Below are 22,742 nucleotides of genomic sequence, written 5' to 3' on the forward strand. Positions count from 1 at the left end.
CCCGGCGCGCCCGCCGCGCTACCGCGTGCGGACGGGCATCTCGGAGGAGCGGAGCACGAGCTCCGGGGTCACCGAGTAGTCCGGCAGGGTGCGCGATCCCGCGATGAGCCGCTCGAGCTCGCCGATCGCCGTCTGCGCGAGCTGCGGCCAGTCGAAGGTCACCTGGGACAGGGGCGGGTGGACGGCATCGGCGTCGGGCATCTCCCCCACGGTGAGCAGCGACAGGTCCCGCGGCACGTCGAGCCCGGCACGCCGCGCGGACTCGAGGACGCCGAAGGTGATCGCCGGCGAGCAGCTGATGACCGCCGAGCAGTTCGCCTGGAGCAGGCGCTCGGCCGCCTGGGAGCCGGCGAGGATCCCGGGACCGGCCTGCGCCACCGGCGCCTGGTCGCGGGTGGCGGGGATGTGGAGCAGATCGGCCATCGACCTCCGGTAGGCGGCCACCCGGCTCGCCGCCGCGGAGTCCTCCGGCACCGCGATGCCGATCCGCCGGTGCCCCAGGTGCACGAGGTGCCGCACGGCGGTGTCGATCCCCTGGGTGGCGTCGAGGACGATCTGGCCCGTCCCCTCGTGGCGGGCGTTCGACACGCGCATGACCGGGATGTTGAGCGCCGCGAGCCGCTTCGCCTCGGGCCCGGCCGACTGCCCGCCGAGCACCACCGCGCCGACGATCCCGAACTCCTGCAGCCGGGTCGCCGAGGATTCGAGCTCGGGCCCGGTGGTCACGCGCAGCGCCACCCGGCCCACGCGGTAGATCCGGCGCACCATCTCGAGGAACAGGGACTCGAAGGCGTCGACGTCGGCGCCGAGCACGACGGCCTGGACCACGGCGATGATCCCGCGGTCGCTCGGTGCGGCCTCCGCACCGCTCACCCCGAGGGTGCGCAGCGCCACCTCGACGGCGCGGCGCGCCTCGGCCGACACCCCGGGCGCCCGACGCAGCACCCGGGACACCGTCGACTCCGAGCGGCCGGACACCTCCGCGATGCGGGCCAGCGAGACGTCCGTGCGCATCACGAGCGGGCCGCCGCGGTCGAGGCGCGGGCGAGGAGCACGGGCCGGAAGTTCGGGGGCACGGAGCGCATGCGCTCCCCGGGGAGGTCGAGCACGGTGCGCACCCCGGCGGCGAGCGCCCGGATCATGCCCGGGCTGTCGAGCCCGAGCACCGTCGCCGGCGGGGCGGTGTAGCGCATGGTCGAGGAGTCGCCGAAGCCCACCACCGACAGGTCGCGGGGCACGACGAGCCGCCGCTGGCGCATCGCGGCGAACACGCCATGGAGCTGGAGGGCGCTCTGCACGATGACCGCGGTGCAGGTGGCGTCGCGCAGCCGCACCGCGGCCTCGATGCCGCCGGAGTACGACTTGGGGACGGCGGCGATCCAGCCGTCGAGCCGGGACGTCAGACCGCGCGCAGGGTGCTCGGCGAGGAACCGCTCCTGCAGCTGCTCGGCGAGCGCCCCGGCCTCGTTGCACACGAGCCCGATCCGCCGGTGCCCGAGCGCGGTGAGGTGCTCGAAGGCGAGCGTGAGGCCGCCGGTGAGGTCGATGCGGGCAGCGATCCACTCCCCGCCCACCCGCGGACCGCCCGCCGGCGCGGAGGCCGGGGACTTCACCGTCGCCTCGGCGAAGCGCACCACCGGGACGTCGACGTCGAGGGCGGTGAAGGTCGGGGTGACGACGGTGGCGGCACCGGCCTCGGCGCCGGCGCGGACGTCGGCGAGGTCGGGCTGGAGGAACGCCGAGGCGGTGAGCACGCCCTCCGCCTGGAGGCGATCGGACACGCCCCGGCACACCTCGAGCTGCCAGTGCTCAGGCGATTCCGGGGCGCCCACGACGACGAGCCGGGCCACGCTGCTGTGCAGCAGGGTCGAGCGGGTGTAGCCCACCCGGTCGAGTGCGCGGAGCACCCGGTCCCGGGTCGGAGCGGCCACGGGACCGCGTCCGGAGAGCACGCGCGACACCGTGGTGACCGACACCTCGGCGGCGGCCGCGACGTCTTCCAGGCGAACTCTCATACGCCTATCCTACGGTGGGGATGTTCCGCACCACATACCGATCCACCTGCAACGATGCCTGTCGGAGACGAGCAGGCCCCCGCTCGTGCCACCTGCTGAAGGAGACCCGCCTGCATGTCCACGGTCACCCTGACCGACGTCGCCCACCGCTACCCGGCGACCGCGCACGCCTCGGTCGACGGTGTGTCCTTCCATGTGCGCGACGGCGAGTTCTTCGTCCTCCTCGGCCCCGCCGGTTGCGGGAAGTCGACCGTGCTGCGGATGATCCACGGCACCGAGCGGCCGGCCGGCGGCACGATCGAGATCGGCGGCCAGGACGTGTCGAAGATCCCGACGAGCGACCGCGACGTCACGCTCGCCTTCGAGAACTACGCCCTCTACCCGCACATGGACGTCGCGGAGAACATGGGCTTCGCGCTCCGGCTCACCGGGATCAACGAGGACGAGATCGACCGGCGGGTCACCGATGCCGCCGCCCGCCTGAGCCTCAGCGGCCTGCTCCGCGCCCGCCACGACGAGCTCGACGGCCTGCAGCGCCAGAAGGTCGCGCTCGCCCGGGCGCTCGTGCGCAATCCGGGCGTGTTCGTCATGGACGAGCCGCTGGCCAACCTCGCCCCCGAGGTGCGCGACACCACCCGCGACCAGATCCGCACCCTGCAGCAGGAGCTCGGCATCACCACTCTGTACGCCACCACCTCGGCGGCGGACGCGGTGGCGGTGGCCGACCGGATCGCCGTGCTCGACTCCGGCCGGCTCGTCGCGGTGCACGGTCCCGAGGAGTTCGGGCAGCTGCGCTGAGCCGCGCGGCCGGGGACAGGGCAGTGCCCCACCTGCTCGCACGGCCTCGCCCCTGGACTCCTGCACTGAGATGATGGCCCCATGAACATCACCGCCGACCGGCTCGGCAGCGCGATCGCCACGCTGCCGTGGCGCGTCCCGCTCGCCGACTGGCCGCGCGAGCTGCTCGTCGGCCTGCCGCGGGGCATCTCCCGGCACGTCGTGCGGTTCGTCGAGCTCGCCGGCGTGGTCGTCGCGGTCAAGGAGACCGAGGACCCGATCGCCGAGCGCGAGCACGACCTGCTCCAGGTGCTCAGCCAGCTCGACGCCCCCGCCGTCGCGCCGCTGGGCTACATCACCGGGCGCTGCACCCCCGACGGCGAGCGCCTGCCCGGCGCACTGCTCACCCCGCACCTGCGCTACTCGCTGCCGTACCGGGCGCTGTTCAGCCAGGACCTCGCCGCCGCGGTCGCCCGCCGGCTCGTCGACGCGCTCGCCGTGCTCCTCGTCCGCCTCCACCTCGCCGGGTTCTTCTGGGGCGACGTGTCCCTGTCGAACGCGCTGTTCCGGCGCGACGCCGACGCCTTCGCCGCCTACCTCGTCGACGCGGAGACCGGGGAGCTCCACGCGCAGCTGTCCGACGGGCAGCGCGAGCACGACCTCGAGCTGGCGCGCACGAATATCGCCGGGGACTTCCTCGACCTCCAGGCCGGCGGGCTCGTCGACGCCTCGGTCGACCCCCTCGCGGTGAGCAACCGGCTGCTCGAGCGCTACCGGGAGCTGTGGCAGGAGCTCACCGGACCCGAGGAGTTCTCGATGGACGACCGGTGGCGGGTCGACGACCGGGTGCGCCGGCTCAACGACATCGGCTTCGATCTGGGCGAGCTCACCGTCACCACCGACCTCGACGGGGTCACCACCCGGATCGAGCCGAAGGTCGTGGAGCCCGGCCACCACACCCGCCGCCTGCGCCGGCTGACGGGGATCGGCGCGCAGGACAACCAGGCCCGGCGCATGCTCAACGACCTCGACAGCTACCGGATGGCGACCGGCCGCACCGATGAGGACGAGCACGATTCCGCGATGGCGTGGATGTCCGATGTGTACCGGCCCGTGCTCGACGCGGTGCCGGTGGAGTACGCCGACCGGCTCGAGCCCGCGCAGCTGTTCCACGAGTTCCTCGACCACCGCTGGTACCTGTCGGAGAACGCCGGGCACGACGTCTCCACGCCCGAGGCGGTCCGCTCCTACGTCGACACCGTGCTGCCTGCGCACCCGCGCGAGGAGGCCTACCTCCGCGAGCCGAGCACCGGGGCCCTCCAGACGCTGCGCACCGCCGACCCCGACTCCCCCGGCACCCCGTAGACTCCCCACCCCAGACGTCAATTTCCGAAGGTTCCTGAGAGCGGATCCGCCGGAGTTCGCGATCTCGGCAGAGGCGGGCCGGGGCCGCGCCGGCGGCCCGGAATCGTACTGCGCGGTATCCCACCAGCGGCGCGCAATGATGCGTGCATCACGGGATACCGCGCAGTTCGGTACGCCGTCCACCGCCGGGCGGGGATACAGTGCAGATTGGATTCCGCACCACCCTCTTCCACACCACACCACTTCAGCAGCACCGCACCTCATCAGCACCACCATCCCGGCAGCACCACTCCGACGAAAGGCAGACCATGACCGACGCACCCGAATTCCCCTCCATCCCCGCCCTGTTCGACCTCGGCGGCCGCACCGTCGTCGTCGTCGGCAGCGCCTCCGGGCTCGGACAGTCGTCCGCCCTCGGCATCGCGGATGCCGGCGCCCACGTCGTCTGCGCCGACCTCGACGAGGCGGGGGCGCAGAGCACCGTCGAGCTCATTGCCGCCCGCGGGGGTTCGGCCAAGGCGGCCGCGCTCGACGTCACCTCGACCGAATCGGTCGAGGCCATCGTCGCCGCCCACGCCGACGCCGCCGCGCTCGTCATGACCCCGGGTCTCAACATCCGGAAGCGGATGCTGTCGACCACCGACGAGGAGTTCGACCGCGTCATCGACATCAACCTCAAGGGCACCTACCGCCTCATGCGCGGCTTCGGGGCGGAGATGGCCGAGCGCGGACGCGGCTCGATCGTCACCTTCTCCTCCTTCCGGGCGATCGTCGTCGAGCCTGGCCAGGGCCTCTACGCTGCGGCCAAGGCCGGCGTCGTGCAGCTGACGAAGACGCTCGCGAGCGAGCTCGGACCGTCCGGGGTGCGCGTCAACTCGATCCTCCCCGGCCCCTTCGAGACCCCGCTCACCGTGCAGATCAAGTCCGACGAGGAGTGGTGGAACGCCTACGCGGAGAAGACCGCACTCGGCCGCTGGGGGATCCTCCACGAGATCGCCGGGCCGGTGCTGTTCCTGTGCTCGGACGCCTCGAGCTTCGTCACCGGCCACTCGCTGCTCGTCGACGGCGGCTGGATGGCCCAGGACGGACGCTTCTCCCCGCGGGTGTGAGGCCGTCGGCCCGGTCCGCACGGCGGGCCGGGCCCCGGATCGCCCCCGGACCCGAGGCGGGGGCACCTCCCCGGGCACCGCCGATTCTCCGCCCCGCACCGGAGCCGGGATCTCACGATTCGGACACAAGCTGTGCATACGCTGGACACGGAGTGGCCGGACGTGTAGACCTGACACAGTTCTGACCGAATCTCACTGCTGAGCTCGTGGCCCGAGCCCCTCACCGACGAGACGCGGTCCATCGCACGCAAGGAGATCCGGTGTCCTCATCCACCCCCGCCGCCCCCGCGGATCCGGCAGCGAATGCCGAGCTGCGCAAGCGCACACTGCGCAAGGTCGCGCTGCGACTGACCCCGTTCCTCGGGCTCCTCTACTTCATCAACTACCTCGACCGGACCAACATCGGATTCGCCGGCCCCAACGGCATGAACGACGAACTGGGCCTGACCCAGACGATGTTCGGACTCGCCTCGGGCATCTTCTTCGCCGGCTACCTCCTGCTCGAGGTCCCGTCGAACCTCGCCCTCCACCGGTTCGGAGCCCGCCGCTGGATCGCCCGCATCCTCGTCACCTGGGGTGCGATCGCGGCCGCGATGGCCTTCGTGCCGACGACGAGCTGGATGGGCATCACCGGCGAGTGGTGGCTCATCATCCTCCGCTTCCTCCTCGGCATCGCCGAGGCGGGCTTCTTCCCGGGCATCATCCTCTACCTGACCTTCTGGTTCCCCAAGTCCGAGCGCGCCAAGGCCGTCGCCTACTTCATGGTCGCGATCCCGCTGTCGAGCGTGATCGGCGCCCCGGTGTCCGCGCTCCTCATCGAGCACGGCCACGAGATGCTCTGGGGGATGTCCGGCTGGCGCTTCATGTTCCTCATCGAGGGCCTCCCGGCGATCCTGCTCGGCATCATCTGCTGGTTCTTCCTCACCGACCGGCCGCAGGACGCGAAGTGGCTCGCCGACGACGAGCGGGAATGGCTCAAGGCCGAGATGGAGCGCGAAGAGTCGGACACCGCTGCCCGCTTCCACGTGCCGCTGCGCAAGTCGCTGACCTCCGGCCGCGTGTGGGCGCTCGCCTTCGTGTACTTCGGCGTGGTCTATGGCCTCTACGCGATCAGCTTCTTCCTGCCGACGATCATCGAGGGCTTCCAGGAGCGCTTCGGCGTCGAGTACTCGATCTGGGAGAAGGGCCTCCTCACCGCAGTGCCCTTCACCTTCGCCGCGGTCTTCATGATCTTCTGGGCGCGCCACGGCGACCGCACCGGGGAGCGCGTGTGGCACGTCGCCGCTCCGGCGATCGTCGCCGCGATCACCATCCCGATCACCGCCTACGTCGGCTCGCCCTTCCTCGCCATGGTGTTCGTGTCGATCTTCGCCTGCGGCGTCATGGGCTCGCTCGCGACCTTCTGGCCGCTGCCCACCGCGTTCCTCTCCGGAGCCGCGGCGGCCGCGGGCGTGGCGCTCATCAACTCGGTGGGCAACGCCTCGGGCTTCTTCGCCCCGTACATCACCGGCTTCCTCGCCGATGCGACCGGTTCGCAGACCGCGGGCATGTGGGTGATCTCCGCGGCGATGGTCATGGCGGTGATCATCACCGTCTCCCTCGGCGCGCTGCCCAAGGAGAGCCGCGCCGCCGGCACGGCGAACGGAGCCGACCCGGTGCTCCCGCGCGACGTGCGCTGAGCAGTCGCCCGGCTGCGCGCCCCCGCTCAGCTCTCCCGGGAGCGCGTGCGGGCGACCTCGTAGAGGGTGACGGCGGCGGCGATGCCGGCGTTGAGCGATTCGGTGCTCGCCTGGATCGGGATCGACACGATCTGGTCGCAGAGGTCGCCGACGAGTCGCGACACGCCCTTGCCCTCCGAGCCGACGACGATGCACACCGGCGAGCTCGCGAGCTCGAGCTCCGGCAGTTCGACGTCGCCGTCCATGTCGAGTCCGAGGACGAACACGCCCTGCTTCTTGAGGTCCTGGAGCGCGCGGGCGAGGTTGACCACGCGGGCCACCGGGATCCGCGAGGCCGCCCCGGCCGAGGTCTTCCAGGCCGCCGCGGTCATGCTCGCCGAGCGGCGCTCGGGGATGATCACGCCGTGGCCGCCGAACGCCGCGGTGGAGCGGACGATCGCCCCGAGGTTGCGCGGGTCGGTGATGCCGTCGAGCGCGACGAGCAGCGGGGTCTCGAACCGGTCCGCGGCGAGCGCGAGCAGGTCGTCGGGGTGGGCGTAGTCGTAGGACGGCACCTGCAGGGCGATGCCCTGGTGGATGGCGTCGTCGGTGAGCCGGTCGAGGTCGGGCTTGCTCGCCTCGAGCATGGAGATGCCGCGTTCGGCGGCGAGTGCGATCGACTCCTTGACGCGGTCGTCGGCGTCGATCCGCTGGCCGACGAACAGCGCGGTGGCGGGCACGCCCTCGCGCAGCGCCTCGAGCACGGAGTTCCGGCCTGCGACGACGTCGGCCCCGGCCTCGCGCTTCTTGCGCTTGGCCTGCGCGGTCTGGCGCGCCTTCTTGGCCTGCGCCTCCTTGTGCGCCTTGTGGTAGACGCGGTCCTCGGCGCGCGGGGTGGGGCCCTTGCCCTCGAGCTTGCGCCGGCCCTGGCCGCCGGAGCCCTTCGTGGGGCCCTTGCCGGGCTTGCGGATCGCTCCGCCGCGTGACTTCGGTGGCATATCGGGGGTCCTGTCTGTTCAGCGGTGCCGGATCATTGGTGTCGACCGTCCCGGTGGCGGGATCGGTCGGTGGTGGGAGATCGGAGCGGGGTCGACGCGGTCAGTCGGCGAGCGCCCAGCGGAATCCTCCCGGAGTGTCCTCGATGGCGATCCCGGCTGCGGTGAGCCGGTCGCGGATGGCATCGGCGCGAGCGTAGTCCTTCTCCGCCTTCGCCGCCAGCCGTTCGGCGGCGAGCTCGGAGACGAGGGAGTCGAGGGCACGGGTCGCGGCGTCGTCCTGGGCCGAGGCGCTCGCCCAGACCGGCGAGGTCGGGTTGACCCCGAGGATGTCGAGCATGAGCTCGATCTCCGCGACGATCCGTGCGAGGCCGGCCCTGGTATCAGCGTCCGGCGCGGTGCCGGCCGTCTCGAGCTGCCGGTTGCCCTCGCCCACCCGGTCGAAGGCGACGGCGAGTGCGCGCGGGATCGACAGGTCCTCGTCCATCGCGGCGGCGAACTCGTCCGGCACGTCGACCACCCGGTCGCGGTAGCCGGCGGCGGCCTCGGGCACGGGCGGCGCGTCCTCACCGAGCAGCCGCCGGGCGCGGTCGAGGAAGTTCGTGAACCGTTCGAGCGCGGCCTGCTGCTGGGCGACGAGCCCGTCGGAGAACTCGAGCACCGAGCGGTAGTGGGCGGTGGAGAGGAAGTAGCGCACGGTGATCGCCGGGAAGCGGTCGAACAGCGCGTGGGCGAAGATCGAGTTGCCGAGCGACTTCGACATCTTGTCCCCGCCGACGTTGAGCAGCCCCGAGTGCATCCACACCCGGGCGAAGGGGTCCCCGGCGGCGCGGGACTGGGCGAGCTCGTTCTCGTGGTGCGGGAAGCGGAGGTCGAGGCCGCCGCCGTGGATGTCGAACTCGGCGCCGAGGTACTTCGTCGACATCGCCGAGCACTCGATGTGCCAGCCCGGCCGGCCGCGACCCCACGGGGTGGGCCACGAGGCGGACTCCGGGTCCTCGGGCTTGTGGGCCTTCCACAGCGCGAAGTCCCGCGGGTCCTTCTTCCCGCGCAGCGGGGCGTCGGCGGCATCGGACATGTCCTCGAGCCGCTGGTTGGTGAGCGCGCCGTACTCCGGCCAGGCGCTCGCGGCGAAGTAGACGTCGCCGGAGCAGTCGAGCGCCTCGTAGGCCAGCCCGGCCTCGAGGAGGCGGGAGATGAGTTCGACCATCTCCGTGATGTGGCCGGTGGCGCGCGGCTCATAGCTGGGGCGCAGCACGCCCATCCGGTCGTAGGCGGCGGTGAAGACCTGCTCGTAGTGGTAGGCGTGCGCCCACCAGGAGCGGCCCTCCTCGACCGACTTGCTGAGGATCTTGTCGTCGATGTCGGTGACGTTGCGGACGAGCGTGACATCGTAGCCGCGGTAGCCGAGCCAGCGGCGCAGCTGGTCGAACACCACGGCCGAGCGCATGTGCCCGATGTGCGGTGCGCCCTGCACCGTCGCCCCGCACACGTAGATCCCCACCCGGCCGTCGACGACGGGGCGGAAGGGCTCGATGGTGCGGGTGGCGGTGTTGTACAGCTGAATGGTCACGCTCAGAGTCTACCGAGACGCACGGACGCGCTTCACGTCCCGCCCGCCTGGTCCGGACCCGCCGCTGCATTCCGAGCGGGTGGGAATCACCCTTGCCCCCACTTCGGGAGGGCCGCATAGACTGGCCGGAGTACGTATCGTCCACCGCGCATGCTTGCGCGAACGGAGGCCCCATGCCCACCACAGTCAAGGGAATCGTCGCGATGTCGAAGGGAGCTCCGGTGGAGGTCACGGACATCGTGATCCCCGATCCCGGTCCCGGCGAGGTCGTCGTCGACGTCAAGTCGTGCGGTGTCTGCCACACCGACTTCCACTACCGCGAGGGCGGGATCAGCGACGACTACCCGTTCCTCCTCGGTCACGAGTCCGCCGGCGTCGTCTCCGAGGTCGGCGAGGGCGTCGATTCGGTCGAGGTGGGCGACTTCGTCGTCCTCAACTGGCGAGCGATCTGCGGCGACTGCCGCGCCTGCCGCCGGGGCGAGCCGTGGTACTGCTTCGACACCCACAACGCGACCCAGAAGATGACGCTCACCGACGGCACCGAGCTCGAGGCCGCCCTCGGGATCGGCTCCTTCGCGGAGAAGACGCTGGTGGCCGCCGGTCAGTGCACCAAGGTCGAGGAGTCCGATCCCTCCGTCGTCGGCCTGCTCGGCTGCGGCGTCATGGCCGGGATCGGCGCGGCGATCAACACCGGGCAGGTCACCCGCGGCAAGTCCGTGGCAGTCATCGGCTGCGGCGGCGTGGGCAACGCCGCGATCGCCGGTGCGCACCTCGCCGGCGCCTCGCCGATCATCGCGATCGACTTCGACGAGAAGAAGCTCGCGGCGGCGAAGGAGCTCGGCGCGACCGACACCATCGTGTCGAAGGACCTCGACGAGGACGGCGTGGTGAGCGCGGTGCAGGAGCTCACCGGCGGCTTCGGCGCCGATGTCGTCATCGACGCCGTCGGCCGCCCGGAGACCTGGCGGCAGGCGTTCTACGCCCGCGACCTCGCCGGCACCGTCGTGCTCGTCGGCGTGCCGACCCCGGAGATGGAGCTGTCCGTGCCGCTCGCGGACGTGTTCGGCCGCGGTGGCTCGCTCAAGTCTTCGTGGTACGGCGACTGCCTGCCGGACCGCGACTTCCCCATGCTCGTCGACCTCTACAAGCAGGGCCGCCTGCCGCTGGAGAAGTTCGTCACCGAGCGCATCTCGATCGACGGGGTCGAGGACGCGTTCGCCAAGATGGGCCGCGGTGAGGTCCTGCGATCGGTGGTGGAGTTCTGATGAGCGCGCGCATCGATCATCTCGTGACCTCCGGGACGTTCTCGCTCGACGGCGGGGCCTGGGAGGTCGACAACAACGTCTGGATCGTCGGGGACGACTCCGAGGTCATCGTGTTCGACCCGGCGCACTCCCCCGAGGCCGTCGTCGAGGCGGTCGCCGGGCGCACGGCGAGGGCGATCGTCCTCACCCACGGCCACGACGACCACATCCGCGCGGTCGCGGAGACGCAGCGGCTGCTCGGCGGTCCGCCGGTGCTCCTCAATCCGGAGGACCGGGTGCTCTGGGACATGGTGTACCCGGACACGGAGCCCGACGAGGACCTCTCCGACGGCCAGGAGCTCACCGTCGCCGGGGTCGCCCTGCGGGCGATCCACACCCCCGGCCACTCGCCGGGCTCGACGTGCTTCTACGCGGAGTCCGGGCTGTCGGCCGCCGGCCTGCCGGGGGTGGACGCCGCGGGCGAGATGCCGGTCCTCCTCTCCGGAGACACCCTGTTCCAGGGTGGGCCGGGCGCGACGGGCCGCTCGTACTCGAGCTTCGACACGATCATCGAGTCGATCAGCGAGAAGCTGTTCACCCTGCCGGGAGAGACCGTGGTGCTCACCGGGCACGGCGACGCCACCCGGATCGGTGAGGAGAAGCCGCACCTCCAGGAGTGGATCGACCGCGGGGAGTGAGCGGCCCGGCCGCGCCCCGCTGACGGCGGGGTAGCCCCGGAGCCGATGCCGCGACACCGCGCAGCACCGACACAGCGCAACAGTGGGGCTTTCGGACAAGAGTGGTGACAATAATGCCCCAACTCTCGTCCGAAAGCCCCACAGTTCTGCCGGGGGCTGCCGCCCCGGCCCGCGCACGCGTTTCCCCAGCCGGCACCCCGTGTCCAGCATGCAGAACAGCATCTTCAAAACTGAACGATCAATCGCTAGGCTCTCTTCAACGCACATCGGCGTGCGTTCCGGGCTCCCTCGCCCGGGCCGACCCCTCGGGACACGACGACCCTCGGGACCCAGAGAAGCAGGACCGACGATGAATCGACTCAGGACCATGTTCACCCGCACCGGCCGGGGCTCCGTTGCCGCCACGTCCACCTCCGCCCGCACCTGCCGTGCTGTCCCGGCGCTCGCCGCCGGAGCCGCGCTCGCGCTCCTGAGCGGGTGCGCCGGCTCCGCCGGCGGAGGCGGTGGCGGCGGCGGCCAGGGCGGCGGTGAGGGATTCGAGTACGGCGCCTCGCAGGAGGAGATCAACGCCGCGATCGCCGATCTCGACCCGGTCACCCTGACCTACCAGCCGGGCGCGAGCTCACAGGAATCCGAGACCGCGGCCAGCGCGCTCCGATTCAAGGAATACGTCGAAGAGCGTTCGGACGGAAAGATCACCCTCGAGATCGTGTGGGGTCAGGCGATCGCCAGCTATACCGAGCTCGAGGACGCACTCGTCGACGGTCGGGTCGATCTCGCGTTCCACGCCGCGATCTATTTCCCGGAAGAATTCCCCACGATCGACGCCTTCAGCAAGATCACCCAGTACTCGACCCCCGCGCCGCTCACGGGCGAGGCGATCTCGACGGCGATGATGGCCGAGCTCGGGTGGAACACCTCGGAGCACCTCGAGTCCTTCAAGGAGAAGGGACTCACTCCGCTGTCGCCGCTCATGAACTCCGGCGACTACTGGACCGCGTGCCGCGACACCGGCTCCTCGCTCGACGACTGGAACGGCCGTCAGATGCGGATCGCCGGCACCGCGCACACCGCGATCGCAGAGGCGCTCCAGGCGAGCCCGGTCTCGATGGAATACGGCGAGACCTTCGAGGCCCTGCAGCGCGGCACCGTGGACTGCACCTTCGTGCAGCCGCAGGTCGCCGGCTCGACCGGTCTGCTCGAGGTCGCCCCGCACGTCTCGACCTTCGCCGACTCCCGGATGACCGGTTCGGCGACGGCGGCCCACGTCGCCGGCTCCTCGTTCGAGAACCTTCCTCTCGCCTACCAGCAGATCCTGTTCGATGGCGAGGTCGACCACTTCCACGGCATCATCCAGAGCACCCTGGATGCCCAGCGACAAGCGGTCATCGACGCGACCGAGGCCGGAGGCGAGTTCACCGACATGGACCCGGAAGCCGAGAAGGTCATGTCCGATGTCCAGGAGCAGCTCGTCGACGACCTCATCGCCGAGGGCCGGCTGCCGGAGGACATCCGCGAACAGATGGAGGCGTCCGCGGAGAAGTGGACCGGGGTCGTCGAGGAACTCGGCTACACCGACGACGGGGAGCTCACCGACTTCGACGACTGGTACGAGCCCAACGGCGTCGACTTCCGCCCGCTCGGCGAGCGGGTCTTCACCGAGGCGGCAGCCGCCCACCGCCCGAGCTGAGCCGCAGCAGGGCACGAGCACGCTCCTCGGCCCCGCAGCTCAGGTGATTGTGGGGCTTTCGGCGGAGAGTGGTGGCATCAACGCCACCACTCTCCGCCGAAAGCCCCACTCTTGCGGAACAGGGTCTCTGCCGGAGCCGGCGCGGAACGGACGTGCCGCGTCCGAGGCGCCGGGGTGCGGGAATCCGCAGATCCCGCTCGCCCGGCGCCGGTCGGGAATCCTCCAGGGCGCGTGCGCGTTATCCTCGAGACCAGGCCTGTGACCGCCGACTGGGCCCGAGGTCGACTCGCCCGCCCCGGGCGTCGCGCCCCTCGCCCCGGGAGTCGCACGAGAAGGGATCGCGCCATGTCGAACGACCACCGCACCGAGAAGCACCCGCGTCACGACTCCGAGCACCCGCCCGTCACGACCGGTCGCGGCCGACCATCCGGCCCGTCCGCGCGCGCCGACTACACGCTGAGCCGGCACGAGCAGATGTGGATCACTGCGCAGGTCAATCAGCCGGGTTGGAACCTGTTCTACGGCATCGGCCTGCTCGTCGTCGCGATCTCGCTCGCGGTGTCGATCTTCTCCGCACCGCTGACCAGCGGATCCACGGCGATCGCGCTCGGCCTGTCCGCAGTCATCGCCGTCGGCGGGCTCATGCTGTGCCGGATGGGCTGGCGGCGCATCGCGCCGCTGCAGCGGTTGCGCCGCGACCGCGCCCCGCACACCACCCGGTCCGTCGAGGTGCAGGGCCTGCTCGGCTCCAATGCCCTGCGCCTCCTGCAGGACGACGGACGCGAGGTGTCGCTTCGCGGGCCCGCACCCTCGACAGCGGACGGTGACCGGTCCGAGGCGCCGATCCCCGTGGGCTCGACTGCGCAGCTCTCCGTGTTCGCCCCCTACGACGAGCTCGGCTCCGCGCCGGCTCGGCTGCTGCTCGCCGACGGCGACCACGCGATCGGCTGGATCACCGACGACGGCGCCGCCCGCTTCTGAATCGCCCGGCCCGCGGGCGGCAAGCCGGTTCCCGGCTCGCTCCTGCACGGGACGCAGGTTCCGCAGGCGCGCCAGTTCGGTCGGGCCGACTCGCGAGTCACCGTGGTGCGGTCACTCGGCAGAAACCGCACCGGAACGACTCCGGAACGTCTGCGCAGGTCCCGGGCTCAGCGCGCAGCGTGGACGAGCGCGGTGGCGAGCGCGGCGACACCGTCGCCCCGGCCGGTCAGCCCGAGGCCGTCCGTCGTCGTACCCGACACCGCGACCGGCGCACCGGCGGCGGCGCTGAGCGCGGCTTCTGCCTCGGCCCGGCGGGTGCCGATCTTGGGCCGGTTGCACACCGCCTGCACGGACACGTTCCCGATCTCGAACCCGGCCTCGCGCACCAGCCGTGCGGCCTCGGCGAGCAGCTCCGCTCCCGAGGCGCCGGCGAGCTCCGGCCGGTCGGTGCCGAAGTGCGCGCCCAGGTCGCCGATCCCGGCTGCGGAGAACAGCGCATCGCAGCAGGCGTGGGCCACGGCATCGGAATCGGAGTGCCCCTCGAGCCCGGTCACACCTTCCCAATGCAGTCCGGCGAGCCACATCGGGCGCTCCGGATCCGCGGAGAAGCCATGGACGTCGACCCCGATGCCCACCCGGGGCAGCACGGGGCCGGGATTCACCGGTTCGTTCGCACTCATGAGGGGTCCTGTTCCGAGCGGATCCCGGCACCGTCGGCGAGGTGCAGGCCGGCGATCCGCAGATCGATCGGGTGGGTGATCTTCAGCGCGCGCTCGTCGCCGGCGACGGCCTCGACGCCGTAGCCGAGCCGTTCGACGAGCTGCGCGTCATCGGTCGCCGCCGGGAGCGGGTCCGTGCGCTGCAGCCGGTGCGCCTCGCGGAGGACCGAGGCGGCGAAGCCCTGCGGGGTCTGCACCCGGCGCAGCGCGGCTCGGTCGAGGTCGCTGAGCAGCCGCTCGCGGGTGCCGGCCGGAGCCCCGGGCGCGGTCTCCGCCGCGCGCTTGACGGTGTCGGTCATCGGGAGCACGGGCACGACGGCGCTGGCCCCCGAGTGGAGCGCCGCGGCGACCCGGACGAACACCTCGGGCGGGGCGAGGCAGCGCGCGGCATCGTGGACGAGCACGAGCTCGGGGTCGCCGGCGGCGTCGAGCGCGTGGGCGACGGAATCGATCCGGTCCGCTCCCCCGGCGACGACGCGCACCCGGACGCCATGCGCACCGGGAGCAGCGCCGTCACCGGCGAGCAGGGCATCGAGCATGTCCTGGGCCGGACGCACGAGCGCCTCGGGCACGGCGACCACGATGTCCGTGGCCGCGCCCGAGGCGAGTGTGCCGAGCACGCAGTGCTCGAGGAGCGTCCGTCCGGCGAGAGCGACGAAGGCCTTGGGGCGATCGTGGCCGAGCCGGGTCCCCGACCCTGCGGCCGGGATGACGACGCAGGTGCTCAGGACGCGAGGACCTCGTCCAGGAGGGCTTCGGCCTCGACCTCTTCCTTCTTCTCCGCGAGCGCGAGCTCGGAGACGAGCACCTGGCGGGCCTTGGCGAGCATCCGCTTCTCCCCGGTGGAGAGGCCGCGGTCCTGCTCGCGGCGCCACAGGTCGCGGACGACCTCGGCGACCTTGATGACGTCACCGGACTGGAACTTCTCGAGGTTCGCCTTGTAGCGGCGGGACCAGTTCGTGGGCTCCTCGGAGATCTCCGCGCGCAACACGTTGAAGACCTTCTCGAGGCCCTCTTCGCCGACGACGTCGCGCACCCCCACCAGGTCGCAGTTCTCGGCCGGAACCTCGATGGTCAGATCCCCGTGCGAGACCTGCAGCTTGAGGTAGAGCTTCTCCACTCCCTTGATGGCGCGAGTCTTGATTTCCTGGACCGTCGCTGCTCCGTGGTGAGGATAGACAACGGTATCGCCGACCTGAAAACTCATATTCTCCTGTACCCCTTTCGCGGACCTCCAGTTTACCATGACATACACCACAGAGATCGCCGAGAATCCGCCCCACCTGTGGTAGAGTGCCGGATTTTACCTCGTGTTCACACTGGTGAGAGGTCCGGAGCGGTCCTGATCGCCCGTGGCGGAGTCACGCCCCGGCGACCGTCCGGGTGCCGTACGGCGTCCAGCCGCGCTCCGCCGGACGCCGTTCTACAGGGGATCGAAAACCGGGTACTATACAGAATGATTCTGTTGTGCCACTTCAAGGAGCTTGAACCGTGAAACGGCTTACCCGTGTCGCCCTGGCCGCCGCTGCTGCGGCGCTCGTCATCCCCGTCAGCGGCTGCGCAGCCCTGCTCTCGGCCCAGCAGACCCATGCGTACCAGTACAACGGCGGCGACGGCGCCTGGACGGACATCGAGGACGTCGCGGTCCGCGGTCTCATGCTCGTGGCGGAGGACGAGGAGCAGGCGAACCTGTTCTTCACCGTCATCAACAACTCGACCGAGGACGCCCAGGTCGAGATCTCGGTCGGCGACACCGACGTCAGCGAGAGCGTTCCGGCCGGCGAGACGCTCGTCCAGAACCCCGCGAACCCGGAATCCGAGTCCGAGCCCATCACCGTGACCGGATTCGGCGGCAAGCCCGGCTCGCTCGTCGACGTCGAGGTCAGCGTCAACGGCCAGAGCGAGACTGTCCGCACGCAGGTCGTCGGCACCGACCTGCCCGAGTACCAGGATCTCGCGCCCACCGGCGGTGCGAGCAGCGATCCGGCCGCGGAGCCCACCGGCGAGGAGACCGCCGCCGAGGAGCAGGGCGCCGGAGAGACCCAGGCACCCTGACGCACCTCCCGGACGCGGGCCCACGGCCCGGCGCTCCACCCAGCATCAGCAAGGCGGGCACCCGAACCGGGTGCCCGCCTTCTCTGCGCTCCGTGTGCTCCTAGGCTTCGAACTTGTAGCCGAGCCCCCGCACGGTGACGAGCAGCTTGGGATCCGAGGGCGCGACCTCGACCTTGGCGCGCAGCCGCTTGATGTGGACATCGAGGGTCTTCGTGTCCCCCACGTAGTCCTGACCCCAGATCCGGTCGATGAGCTGGCCGCGGGTCATCACGCGCCCGGCGTTGCGGACGAGCATCTCGAGCAGCTCGAACTCCTTGAGCGGCAGGGACAGCTCCGTGCCGCGCACCGATGCGACGTGGCGGTCGACGTCGATCCGCACCCCGCCGGCCTCGAGCACGGAATCGACGAGCGCGTCGGGCTCCGCATTGCGGCGCAGCACCGCACGGATCCGGGCGAGCAGCTCACGCGAGGAGTACGGCTTGGTGACGTAGTCGTCGGCCCCGAGCTCGAGCCCCACGACCTTGTCGATCTCGGAGTCCTTGGCGGTGAGCATGATGATGGGGACGTTCGACTTCGCCCGCAGGGTGCGACACACCTCGGTGCCGGAGGCCCCGGGGAGCATGAGGTCGAGCAGCACCAGATCGGCGCCGTTGCGGTCGAACTCGGCGAGCGCCTGCAGACCGTCCTCGGCGACGACCACCTCGTAGCCCTCCTTCCCGAGGAGGTACGACAGCGGGTCGGAGAACGAGTCCTCGTCCTCGACGAGCAGAATGCGTGTCACGTCGTCTGTTTCCTTTGCTCGGTGGTGTCCACGGGCGCATCCGCGGCCACTGGGGCCGCGTCCTGTCCCGCCTCGTGGTCCGGCCCGGGTTCGTGGTCCGGTCCGGTACTGATCAAAATACCCTGCTCGGCCGCCTGCTCGAGAGCGCGTCCGTCGTCGCCGCCGGCGATCGGCAGGAGGATGGTGAAGGTCGAGCCCTGGCCGAGCTTGCTCCACACCCGGATCTCGCCGCCGTGGGTGGCGACGATGTGCTTGACGATGCTCAGCCCGAGCCCGGTCCCGCCGGTCACCCGGGAGCGCGCGGGATCCACGCGGTAGAAGCGCTCGAACACCCGCTCCGTGTCCTCGGTGCTCAGCCCGATCCCCTGGTCGGTCACCGCGATCGCGATCCGGCCGTCGTCGAGCTTCGCACCGATCCCCACCTGGGTGCGCTCGTTCGAGTAGCTGATGGCGTTGTCGACGAGATTGCGCACCGCATTGACGAGGAGCTCGAAGTTGCCCTCGACGTACCACTCCCCGCCGCTCACCACCTGGAGCGTGATGCTCTTCGCGTCCGCCCGGGTGGTCGCGCGGTCGACGGCGTCCTCGATCACCCGGCCGATCGGGATGAGCTCGGTGGCCGCCGGCGTCTCGTGGTCCTGCACCCGGGAGAGGTCGATGATCTCCTGCACGAGCTGGGCGAGCCGCTTCGACTCGCGCTGCATGCGGGAGCCGAACCGGCCCACCGCCTCGGGGTCATCGGCGAAGTCGGTGACCGCCTCGGCGAGCAGGGTGATCGCCCCGATCGGGGTCTTGAGCTCGTGCGACACGTTCGCCACGAAGTCCCGGCGCACCGCATCGAGGCGGCGCGCCTCGGTCTGGTCGTCGCACAGGACGAGGACGAACGCCGTGCCCAGGGGTGCTACCCGGGCGTGGAGGTGGCGGGCGACGCGGGCGTTCGAGCTGCGCTGCTGCTCGAAGTCGAGCTCCTCGATGAGCCCGCGCATGCGCGCCCGGCGCACGACCGCGAGGAGTTCCGGGGAAGCGAGCTCGTGGCCGCGGACGAGGCCGTAGGTGTAGGCCGCCGGTGACGCCTTGACGACGTCGTCGCCGGCATCGATGACGATCGCGGCGCTCGGCAGGACGGCGAGCACCTCGGCGATCCCGTCGGGGAGCTCGCTCTCGGAGTGGAGGTCGATCGGGCTGCGGCTGCGCTCCGAGAACCGGAACGCGAGGATCCCGGCGATGCCGAGACCCAGCCCGATGATGCCCGTGAGGACGGCGACGACCAGAAGATCCACATGTCCAGCCTAGTCGCTGGACGGACGGCGGCGTCCGGGCCGCTGCGGCCCGGAGTAACATATGGACAGATGTTCACCTCCGGGCCAGGATCGGTTCACGCCGCCCTGGGACCGTGGGACACTGCCGGAGATCCGCACACCCGCCGTCGGCCCGGAATCATTCCTGCGAACGCCGCGTTCACGTTCGCAGCACCCTGCGAAAGGAAGCGTCACCATGCGCGAAGTCTTCAAGAACGAGCTCAATGCTCTCGCCGACGATCTCGTCACCATGACGACCAAGGCGGCCGACGCGGTCGAGAAGGCCTCCCGCGCCCTCGAGACCAATGATCTCGATCTTGCCGAGGCGGTGATCGACGGCGATGCCGCGATCGACAACCTCCAGCGTCACGTCGACCAGCAGGCGGCGCAGATCCTCGCCCTGCAGGCACCCGTCGCCCACGACCTGCGCGTCGTGATCTCCGCGCTCAAGATGAGCGTCGCGATCGAGCGGATGGGCGACCTCGCCCGTCACATCGCCTCGCTCGTGCGGATCCGCCACCCCCAGCCCGCGGTGCCCGCGGCCTTCGCCGACACCTTCGTCCTGATGGGGCGCTCGGCGGCCCGGATCGGCCACGCCCTCCAGCAGCTGCTCGACAACCCGGGTCTCGACTCGGTGCCGACGATCACCGCGATCGACGAGGAGCTCGACGAGCAGCACCTGCGGGTGTTCAGCATGATCTCCGAACTCGACTCCTCGGAGATCACGCCCTCGCAGATCGCCGACGTCACCCTGCTGTCGCGCTACTACGAGCGGTTCGGCGACCAGTGCGTCAACGTCTCGCAGCGCGTCGAGTACCTGCTCACCGGCAGCTGGGAGCCGGAGCTCTCCGCCAACGACGCGGCAGAGCAGCGCACCGAACCGCGTCACTGATCACCGCGCCTGCGGCACTCGGGCCGGCACCGCTCAGGCCTGAGCGCCGCAGGGATCCCGTCGCCCCGGCGGCTCCTCCCCAGGGAGGGGCCGCCGGCGTCGTTCCCGGGGGCCGTCTGGTGCATCCTTCTCGGTGCCGCTCGCGCCGCCGCCCCGGTCCCGCCTCCGCCGGCGGAACCGGAGCACGCCCGAGGTGACCGCGACGCCGAGCAGCAACAGCGCGCCTCCGGCGAGCTCGCTCGGGGTGGGGATGTCGCCGAGCACGAGCCACGCGGCGAGCACCGCGACGACCGGCACGAGCAGGCTGTACGGCGCCACCTCCGAGGCGCGGTGCCGGGAGAGCAGCCCGTTCCACACGACGTAGCCGATGAGTGAGGCGCAGCCGGCGGTGTACGCGGTGGAGGCGAGCACCCCGACGGTGGGGTGGAGCAGCGCCTCCCCGACGGCGGCCGGACCGTCGAGGACGAGCGAGGCGGCGAACAGCGGGATCGGCACGACGAGGCCGGACCAGACGGTGAGGCTGAGCCCGCCGGCGCGCACGGAGCGCGCCACGACATTGCCCGCACCCCAGCTCGCGGCGGCCGCGACGGTGAGCAGCAGGCCGAGGGAGGGCACCCCGGAGGACAGCCCGAGCGCGATCGCGAGCAGGCCGGCGCACCCGATCCCCGTGCCGACGAGCACACGCACGGTGGGGCGCTCGCCGAGGAACAGCAGGGAGAACAGCACGGTGAACACCGCCTGCGCCTGGAGCACGATCGAGGCGAGGCCGGGCGTCATCCCGAAGTGCATCGCGGTGTAGAGCAGCCCGAACTGCCCGGCCGACATGAGCAGGCCCACCGCGGCGACCCGGTGCCACGGAGCCGCGGGGCGCGGGACGAAGAAGACGAGCGGCACCGCCACGACGACGAAGCGGACGGCCACGAGGAGCAGCGGCGGCCAATCGCGGACGCCGAGCTCGATGAAGAGGAAGTTGATGCCCCAGAGGACGACGACGAGGCAGGCGAGGAGACGATCGCGGGAGGTCATGGATCCAGGCTCGCACGCCGGACACTGTAGGACCATCTGACGTTCTTCACTGATTCCGTTTACGATCATTCAATGATCGACGTCCACGCGCTGCGCACTCTCCTCGCCGTCGAGGCCACCGGGTCCGTCACCGCCGCCGCGGCCGCCCTCGAGTACACGCCGGCCGCGATCAGCCACCAGGTGCGACGGCTCGGCCGGCAGGTGGGCGGCGACCTCACCGAGCGGACGGGCCGCGGGATCGCGCTCACCCCCCTCGGCCGCGAGCTGTGCGCCCGCGGGGCCGGCGTGCTCCGCGCACTCGAGCAGCTCCAGGCCGAGGTCCGAGCCCCCGACGCCGAGCCGAACGGCCGCATCACCGTGGGCGGCCCGAGCACGGGCCTGCGCGGACTGCTCGCCCCCGCACTCCCGCTCCTCGTGCACGTGCCCCGGATCTCCAGGTGGCGAACATCGAGGACGAGCCGGACGTGCTCCTCGAGAAGCTCCTCAGCGGCCGGATCGACGCCGCGCTCCTCTTCGACTGGGAGGACCGGCGCACGCACCTGCCCGCGACACTGCGGTCCACCGCGCTCGTCGACGACCCGGCCGACGTCATCATGCACCGCGGCCACCGGCTCGCCGGACGCGCCCGGGTGACGCTCGCCGACGTCCGGGCGGAGACGTGGACCTCGGCCCCGCGCAATGCGATCTGCCACCGCTGGCTGCTGAGCCTGTTCGCCGGCTCCGACGTGCAGCCGCGGATCGAGCACTGGGCGCTCGAGTACGACACGCAGCTCGCGTTCGTCACCCACGCCGGGGCGCTCGCGCTCGTGCCCCGGGTGGGGCGCCCCGAGCTCGGCCCGGGCCTCGTCGCCGTCGAGCTCGCCGACTCGACGATCGCGCGGACGATCCGGCTGGTGTGGCGCGCCTCGATGGACCGGGCCCCGGCGATCGGGGCGCTGCGCACGGTGCTCGGCGAAGTCGTGGAACACCTCGGACCCGGGGTCCGCGCGCTCTGAAGGAGCGGGCGGACCATCGGGTCCGATGAGGTGCGCCGGGCTCAGCGCCCCTGGCCGGCGACCTGCCCGATCGCGGCCTCGGCGGCCGCCGGGTCGAGGTAGGTGCCGCCCGGGTTGAGCGGGGTGAGGTTCTCGTCGAGCTGGTAGTGCAACGGGATGCCGGTGGGGATGTTGAGCCCCGGGATGTCGGCGTCGGAGATCCCGTCGAGGTGCTTGACGAGAGCACGCAGCGAATTGCCGTGCGCGGTGACGAGCACGGTGCGTCCGAGCTGCAGATCGGGCACGATCCCGTCGTACCAGTACGGGAGCATGCGGACGATGACGTCGGCGAGGCACTCGGTGCGCGGGATCGCATCGGCGAGGTTCGCATACCGCGGATCCCCGACCTGCGACCACTCGGAGGAGTCGTCGAGCACCGGCGGCGGGGTGTCGAAGGACCGGCGCCAGGTCATGAACTGCTCCTCGCCGAACTCCTCGCGGATCTCCTTCTTGTTCTTGCCCTGGAGCGCGCCGTAGTGGCGCTCGTTGAGCCGCCAGGTGCGCTTGGCGTCGATCCACGAGCGATCGGCGGCCTCGAGCGCGAGGTTCGCGGTGAGGATCGCCCGCTTGAGGCGCGAGGTGTGGAGCACGTCGGGCAGCAGCTCGTGGGCGATGAGCAGCTCGCCGGCGCGGGCGGCCTCGGTGCGGCCCTTGTCGGTGAGCGGCACGTCGACCCAGCCGGTGAACAGGTTCTTCTGGTTCCATTCGCTCTCGCCGTGGCGCAGGAGCACGAGGTTGTACGTCATGGCTGCATTCTTCCACGGGTGCGCGGCCGGGCGCACGCGGTTCCGGGGTTCGGGCCCGAGCATCCCGAAGCCGGGGCCCGGGGGCG

At 71.2% G+C, this 22,742-nt stretch carries 22 protein-coding genes and 1 pseudogene; 12 read left to right on the top strand and 11 right to left on the bottom strand.

Annotated features, from left to right (window positions below):
- Nucleotides 1-18 precede the first annotated feature (18 nt).
- Both AB0I45_RS07610 and AB0I45_RS07615 read right to left on the bottom strand, forming a co-directional pair.
- Nucleotides 19-1,014, bottom strand: coding sequence for a LacI family DNA-binding transcriptional regulator (locus tag AB0I45_RS07610; RefSeq protein WP_360317639.1), 996 nt, complete (start codon nucleotides 1,012-1,014; stop codon nucleotides 19-21).
- Nucleotides 1,014-2,015 carry a LacI family DNA-binding transcriptional regulator gene (locus AB0I45_RS07615; protein ID WP_345029642.1) on the bottom strand — a complete coding sequence of 334 codons (1,002 nt, stop codon included), beginning with the start codon at nucleotides 2,013-2,015 and terminating at the stop codon, nucleotides 1,014-1,016. Before AB0I45_RS07615 ends, AB0I45_RS07610 begins: the two co-directional genes overlap by 1 nt.
- Nucleotides 2,016-2,129: 114 nt before the next feature.
- Between AB0I45_RS07615 and AB0I45_RS07620 the strand changes: the two genes are divergently transcribed.
- The 4 genes from AB0I45_RS07620 (at nucleotide 2,130) to AB0I45_RS07635 (ending at nucleotide 6,945) form a co-directional block, all read left to right on the top strand.
- Nucleotides 2,130-2,813 carry an ABC transporter ATP-binding protein gene (locus tag AB0I45_RS07620; protein WP_345029640.1) on the top strand — a complete coding sequence of 228 codons (684 nt, stop codon included), beginning with the start codon at nucleotides 2,130-2,132 and terminating at the stop codon, nucleotides 2,811-2,813.
- 81 nt (nucleotides 2,814-2,894) lie between these two features.
- Nucleotides 2,895-4,157 (top strand): DUF4032 domain-containing protein, encoded by a 1,263-nt coding sequence (locus AB0I45_RS07625; RefSeq protein WP_345029638.1) that lies wholly within the window; start codon nucleotides 2,895-2,897, stop codon nucleotides 4,155-4,157.
- Between the two features lie 308 nt (nucleotides 4,158-4,465).
- Entirely contained in the window at nucleotides 4,466-5,266 is an 801-nt protein-coding gene (locus tag AB0I45_RS07630; protein ID WP_247423369.1) for an SDR family oxidoreductase, read from the top strand.
- 260 nt (nucleotides 5,267-5,526) lie between these two features.
- The gene (locus AB0I45_RS07635) at nucleotides 5,527-6,945 is read left to right on the top strand and encodes an MFS transporter (protein ID WP_345029635.1); all 1,419 of its coding nucleotides are present in this window, start codon (nucleotides 5,527-5,529) and stop codon (nucleotides 6,943-6,945) included.
- A gap of 26 nt (nucleotides 6,946-6,971) precedes the next feature.
- Here AB0I45_RS07635 and rlmB read toward each other — a convergent pair whose 3' ends face one another.
- Together rlmB and cysS are read right to left on the bottom strand one after the other, a co-directional pair.
- Nucleotides 6,972-7,922: a 23S rRNA (guanosine(2251)-2'-O)-methyltransferase RlmB gene (gene rlmB / locus AB0I45_RS07640; protein WP_247423375.1), complete on the bottom strand. Its 951-nt coding sequence runs from the start codon at nucleotides 7,920-7,922 to the stop codon at nucleotides 6,972-6,974.
- Between the two features lie 100 nt (nucleotides 7,923-8,022).
- Nucleotides 8,023-9,492 carry a cysteine--tRNA ligase gene (gene cysS, locus AB0I45_RS07645; protein ID WP_265808408.1) on the bottom strand — a complete coding sequence of 490 codons (1,470 nt, stop codon included), beginning with the start codon at nucleotides 9,490-9,492 and terminating at the stop codon, nucleotides 8,023-8,025.
- 173 nt (nucleotides 9,493-9,665) lie between these two features.
- Between cysS and AB0I45_RS07650 the strand changes: the two genes are divergently transcribed.
- The 4 genes from AB0I45_RS07650 to AB0I45_RS07665 all read left to right on the top strand — a co-directional run bounded on the left by AB0I45_RS07650 (nucleotide 9,666) and on the right by AB0I45_RS07665 (nucleotide 14,105).
- Nucleotides 9,666-10,757 carry an S-(hydroxymethyl)mycothiol dehydrogenase gene (locus AB0I45_RS07650; RefSeq protein ID WP_137318878.1) on the top strand — a complete coding sequence of 364 codons (1,092 nt, stop codon included), beginning with the start codon at nucleotides 9,666-9,668 and terminating at the stop codon, nucleotides 10,755-10,757.
- Nucleotides 10,757-11,434, top strand: coding sequence for an MBL fold metallo-hydrolase (locus AB0I45_RS07655; RefSeq protein WP_137318877.1), 678 nt, complete (start codon nucleotides 10,757-10,759; stop codon nucleotides 11,432-11,434). The genes AB0I45_RS07650 and AB0I45_RS07655 overlap by 1 nt, the downstream gene beginning before the upstream one ends.
- A gap of 367 nt (nucleotides 11,435-11,801) precedes the next feature.
- A complete protein-coding gene (gene dctP / locus AB0I45_RS07660) occupies nucleotides 11,802-13,124 on the top strand; it encodes a TRAP transporter substrate-binding protein DctP (protein WP_247423383.1) in 1,323 nt (440 codons plus the stop codon).
- 345 nt (nucleotides 13,125-13,469) lie between these two features.
- On the top strand, nucleotides 13,470-14,105 hold the full coding sequence (locus tag AB0I45_RS07665; RefSeq protein WP_137318875.1) for a hypothetical protein: 636 nt from the start codon (nucleotides 13,470-13,472) through the stop codon (nucleotides 14,103-14,105).
- A 167-nt stretch (nucleotides 14,106-14,272) separates the two neighbouring features.
- Here the strand turns inward: AB0I45_RS07665 and ispF are convergent, their stop codons facing one another.
- Genes ispF through AB0I45_RS07680 form a run of 3 tightly spaced genes read right to left on the bottom strand, consistent with a single transcriptional unit; the run spans nucleotide 14,273 to nucleotide 16,031 of the window.
- A complete protein-coding gene (gene ispF / locus AB0I45_RS07670) occupies nucleotides 14,273-14,785 on the bottom strand; it encodes a 2-C-methyl-D-erythritol 2,4-cyclodiphosphate synthase (RefSeq protein WP_137318874.1) in 513 nt (170 codons plus the stop codon).
- Complete coding sequence (gene ispD / locus AB0I45_RS07675) at nucleotides 14,782-15,552, bottom strand: 2-C-methyl-D-erythritol 4-phosphate cytidylyltransferase (RefSeq protein ID WP_360317760.1); 771 nt, start codon at nucleotides 15,550-15,552, stop codon at nucleotides 14,782-14,784. The genes ispF and ispD overlap by 4 nt, the downstream gene beginning before the upstream one ends.
- The gene (locus tag AB0I45_RS07680; RefSeq protein ID WP_137318873.1) at nucleotides 15,549-16,031 is read right to left on the bottom strand and encodes a CarD family transcriptional regulator; all 483 of its coding nucleotides are present in this window, start codon (nucleotides 16,029-16,031) and stop codon (nucleotides 15,549-15,551) included. Before AB0I45_RS07680 ends, ispD begins: the two co-directional genes overlap by 4 nt.
- A 284-nt stretch (nucleotides 16,032-16,315) precedes the next feature.
- Here AB0I45_RS07680 and AB0I45_RS07685 point away from each other — a divergent pair, with 284 nt between their 5' ends.
- The gene (locus AB0I45_RS07685) at nucleotides 16,316-16,879 is read left to right on the top strand and encodes a hypothetical protein (protein WP_345029624.1); all 564 of its coding nucleotides are present in this window, start codon (nucleotides 16,316-16,318) and stop codon (nucleotides 16,877-16,879) included.
- Nucleotides 16,880-16,979: 100 nt separating this feature from the next.
- On the opposite strand, the gene AB0I45_RS07690 is transcribed toward AB0I45_RS07685, so the two are convergent.
- Nucleotides 16,980-17,660, bottom strand: a complete 681-nt coding sequence (locus tag AB0I45_RS07690; RefSeq protein WP_137318871.1) for a response regulator transcription factor — start codon at nucleotides 17,658-17,660, stop codon at nucleotides 16,980-16,982.
- On the bottom strand, nucleotides 17,657-18,940 hold the full coding sequence (locus AB0I45_RS07695; RefSeq protein ID WP_137318870.1) for an ATP-binding protein: 1,284 nt from the start codon (nucleotides 18,938-18,940) through the stop codon (nucleotides 17,657-17,659). Before AB0I45_RS07695 ends, AB0I45_RS07690 begins: the two co-directional genes overlap by 4 nt.
- A 214-nt stretch (nucleotides 18,941-19,154) precedes the next feature.
- Here AB0I45_RS07695 and phoU point away from each other — a divergent pair, with 214 nt between their 5' ends.
- Nucleotides 19,155-19,850, top strand: a complete 696-nt coding sequence (gene phoU, locus AB0I45_RS07700; RefSeq protein WP_137318869.1) for a phosphate signaling complex protein PhoU — start codon at nucleotides 19,155-19,157, stop codon at nucleotides 19,848-19,850.
- Nucleotides 19,851-19,883: 33 nt separating this feature from the next.
- Here the strand turns inward: phoU and AB0I45_RS07705 are convergent, their stop codons facing one another.
- A complete protein-coding gene (locus AB0I45_RS07705; protein WP_295690289.1) occupies nucleotides 19,884-20,876 on the bottom strand; it encodes an EamA family transporter in 993 nt (330 codons plus the stop codon).
- Between the two features lie 72 nt (nucleotides 20,877-20,948).
- Here AB0I45_RS07705 and AB0I45_RS07710 point away from each other — a divergent pair.
- Together AB0I45_RS07710 and AB0I45_RS07715 are read left to right on the top strand one after the other, a co-directional pair.
- Nucleotides 20,949-21,077: pseudogene (locus AB0I45_RS07710) on the top strand (LysR family transcriptional regulator); the annotation flags it as partial.
- A 236-nt stretch (nucleotides 21,078-21,313) separates the two neighbouring features.
- Entirely contained in the window at nucleotides 21,314-21,871 is a 558-nt protein-coding gene (locus AB0I45_RS07715) for a LysR substrate-binding domain-containing protein (protein ID WP_345029617.1), read from the top strand.
- Between the two features lie 41 nt (nucleotides 21,872-21,912).
- Here the strand turns inward: AB0I45_RS07715 and AB0I45_RS07720 are convergent, their stop codons facing one another.
- Nucleotides 21,913-22,656, bottom strand: a complete 744-nt coding sequence (locus AB0I45_RS07720; RefSeq protein WP_137318867.1) for a phosphoglyceromutase — start codon at nucleotides 22,654-22,656, stop codon at nucleotides 21,913-21,915.
- Between the last annotated feature and the right edge of the window lie 86 nt (nucleotides 22,657-22,742).

The sequence above is a fragment of the Brevibacterium sp. NPDC049920 genome (genome assembly GCF_040656435.1).
Lineage (GTDB): Bacteria > Actinomycetota > Actinomycetes > Actinomycetales > Brevibacteriaceae > Brevibacterium > Brevibacterium pityocampae.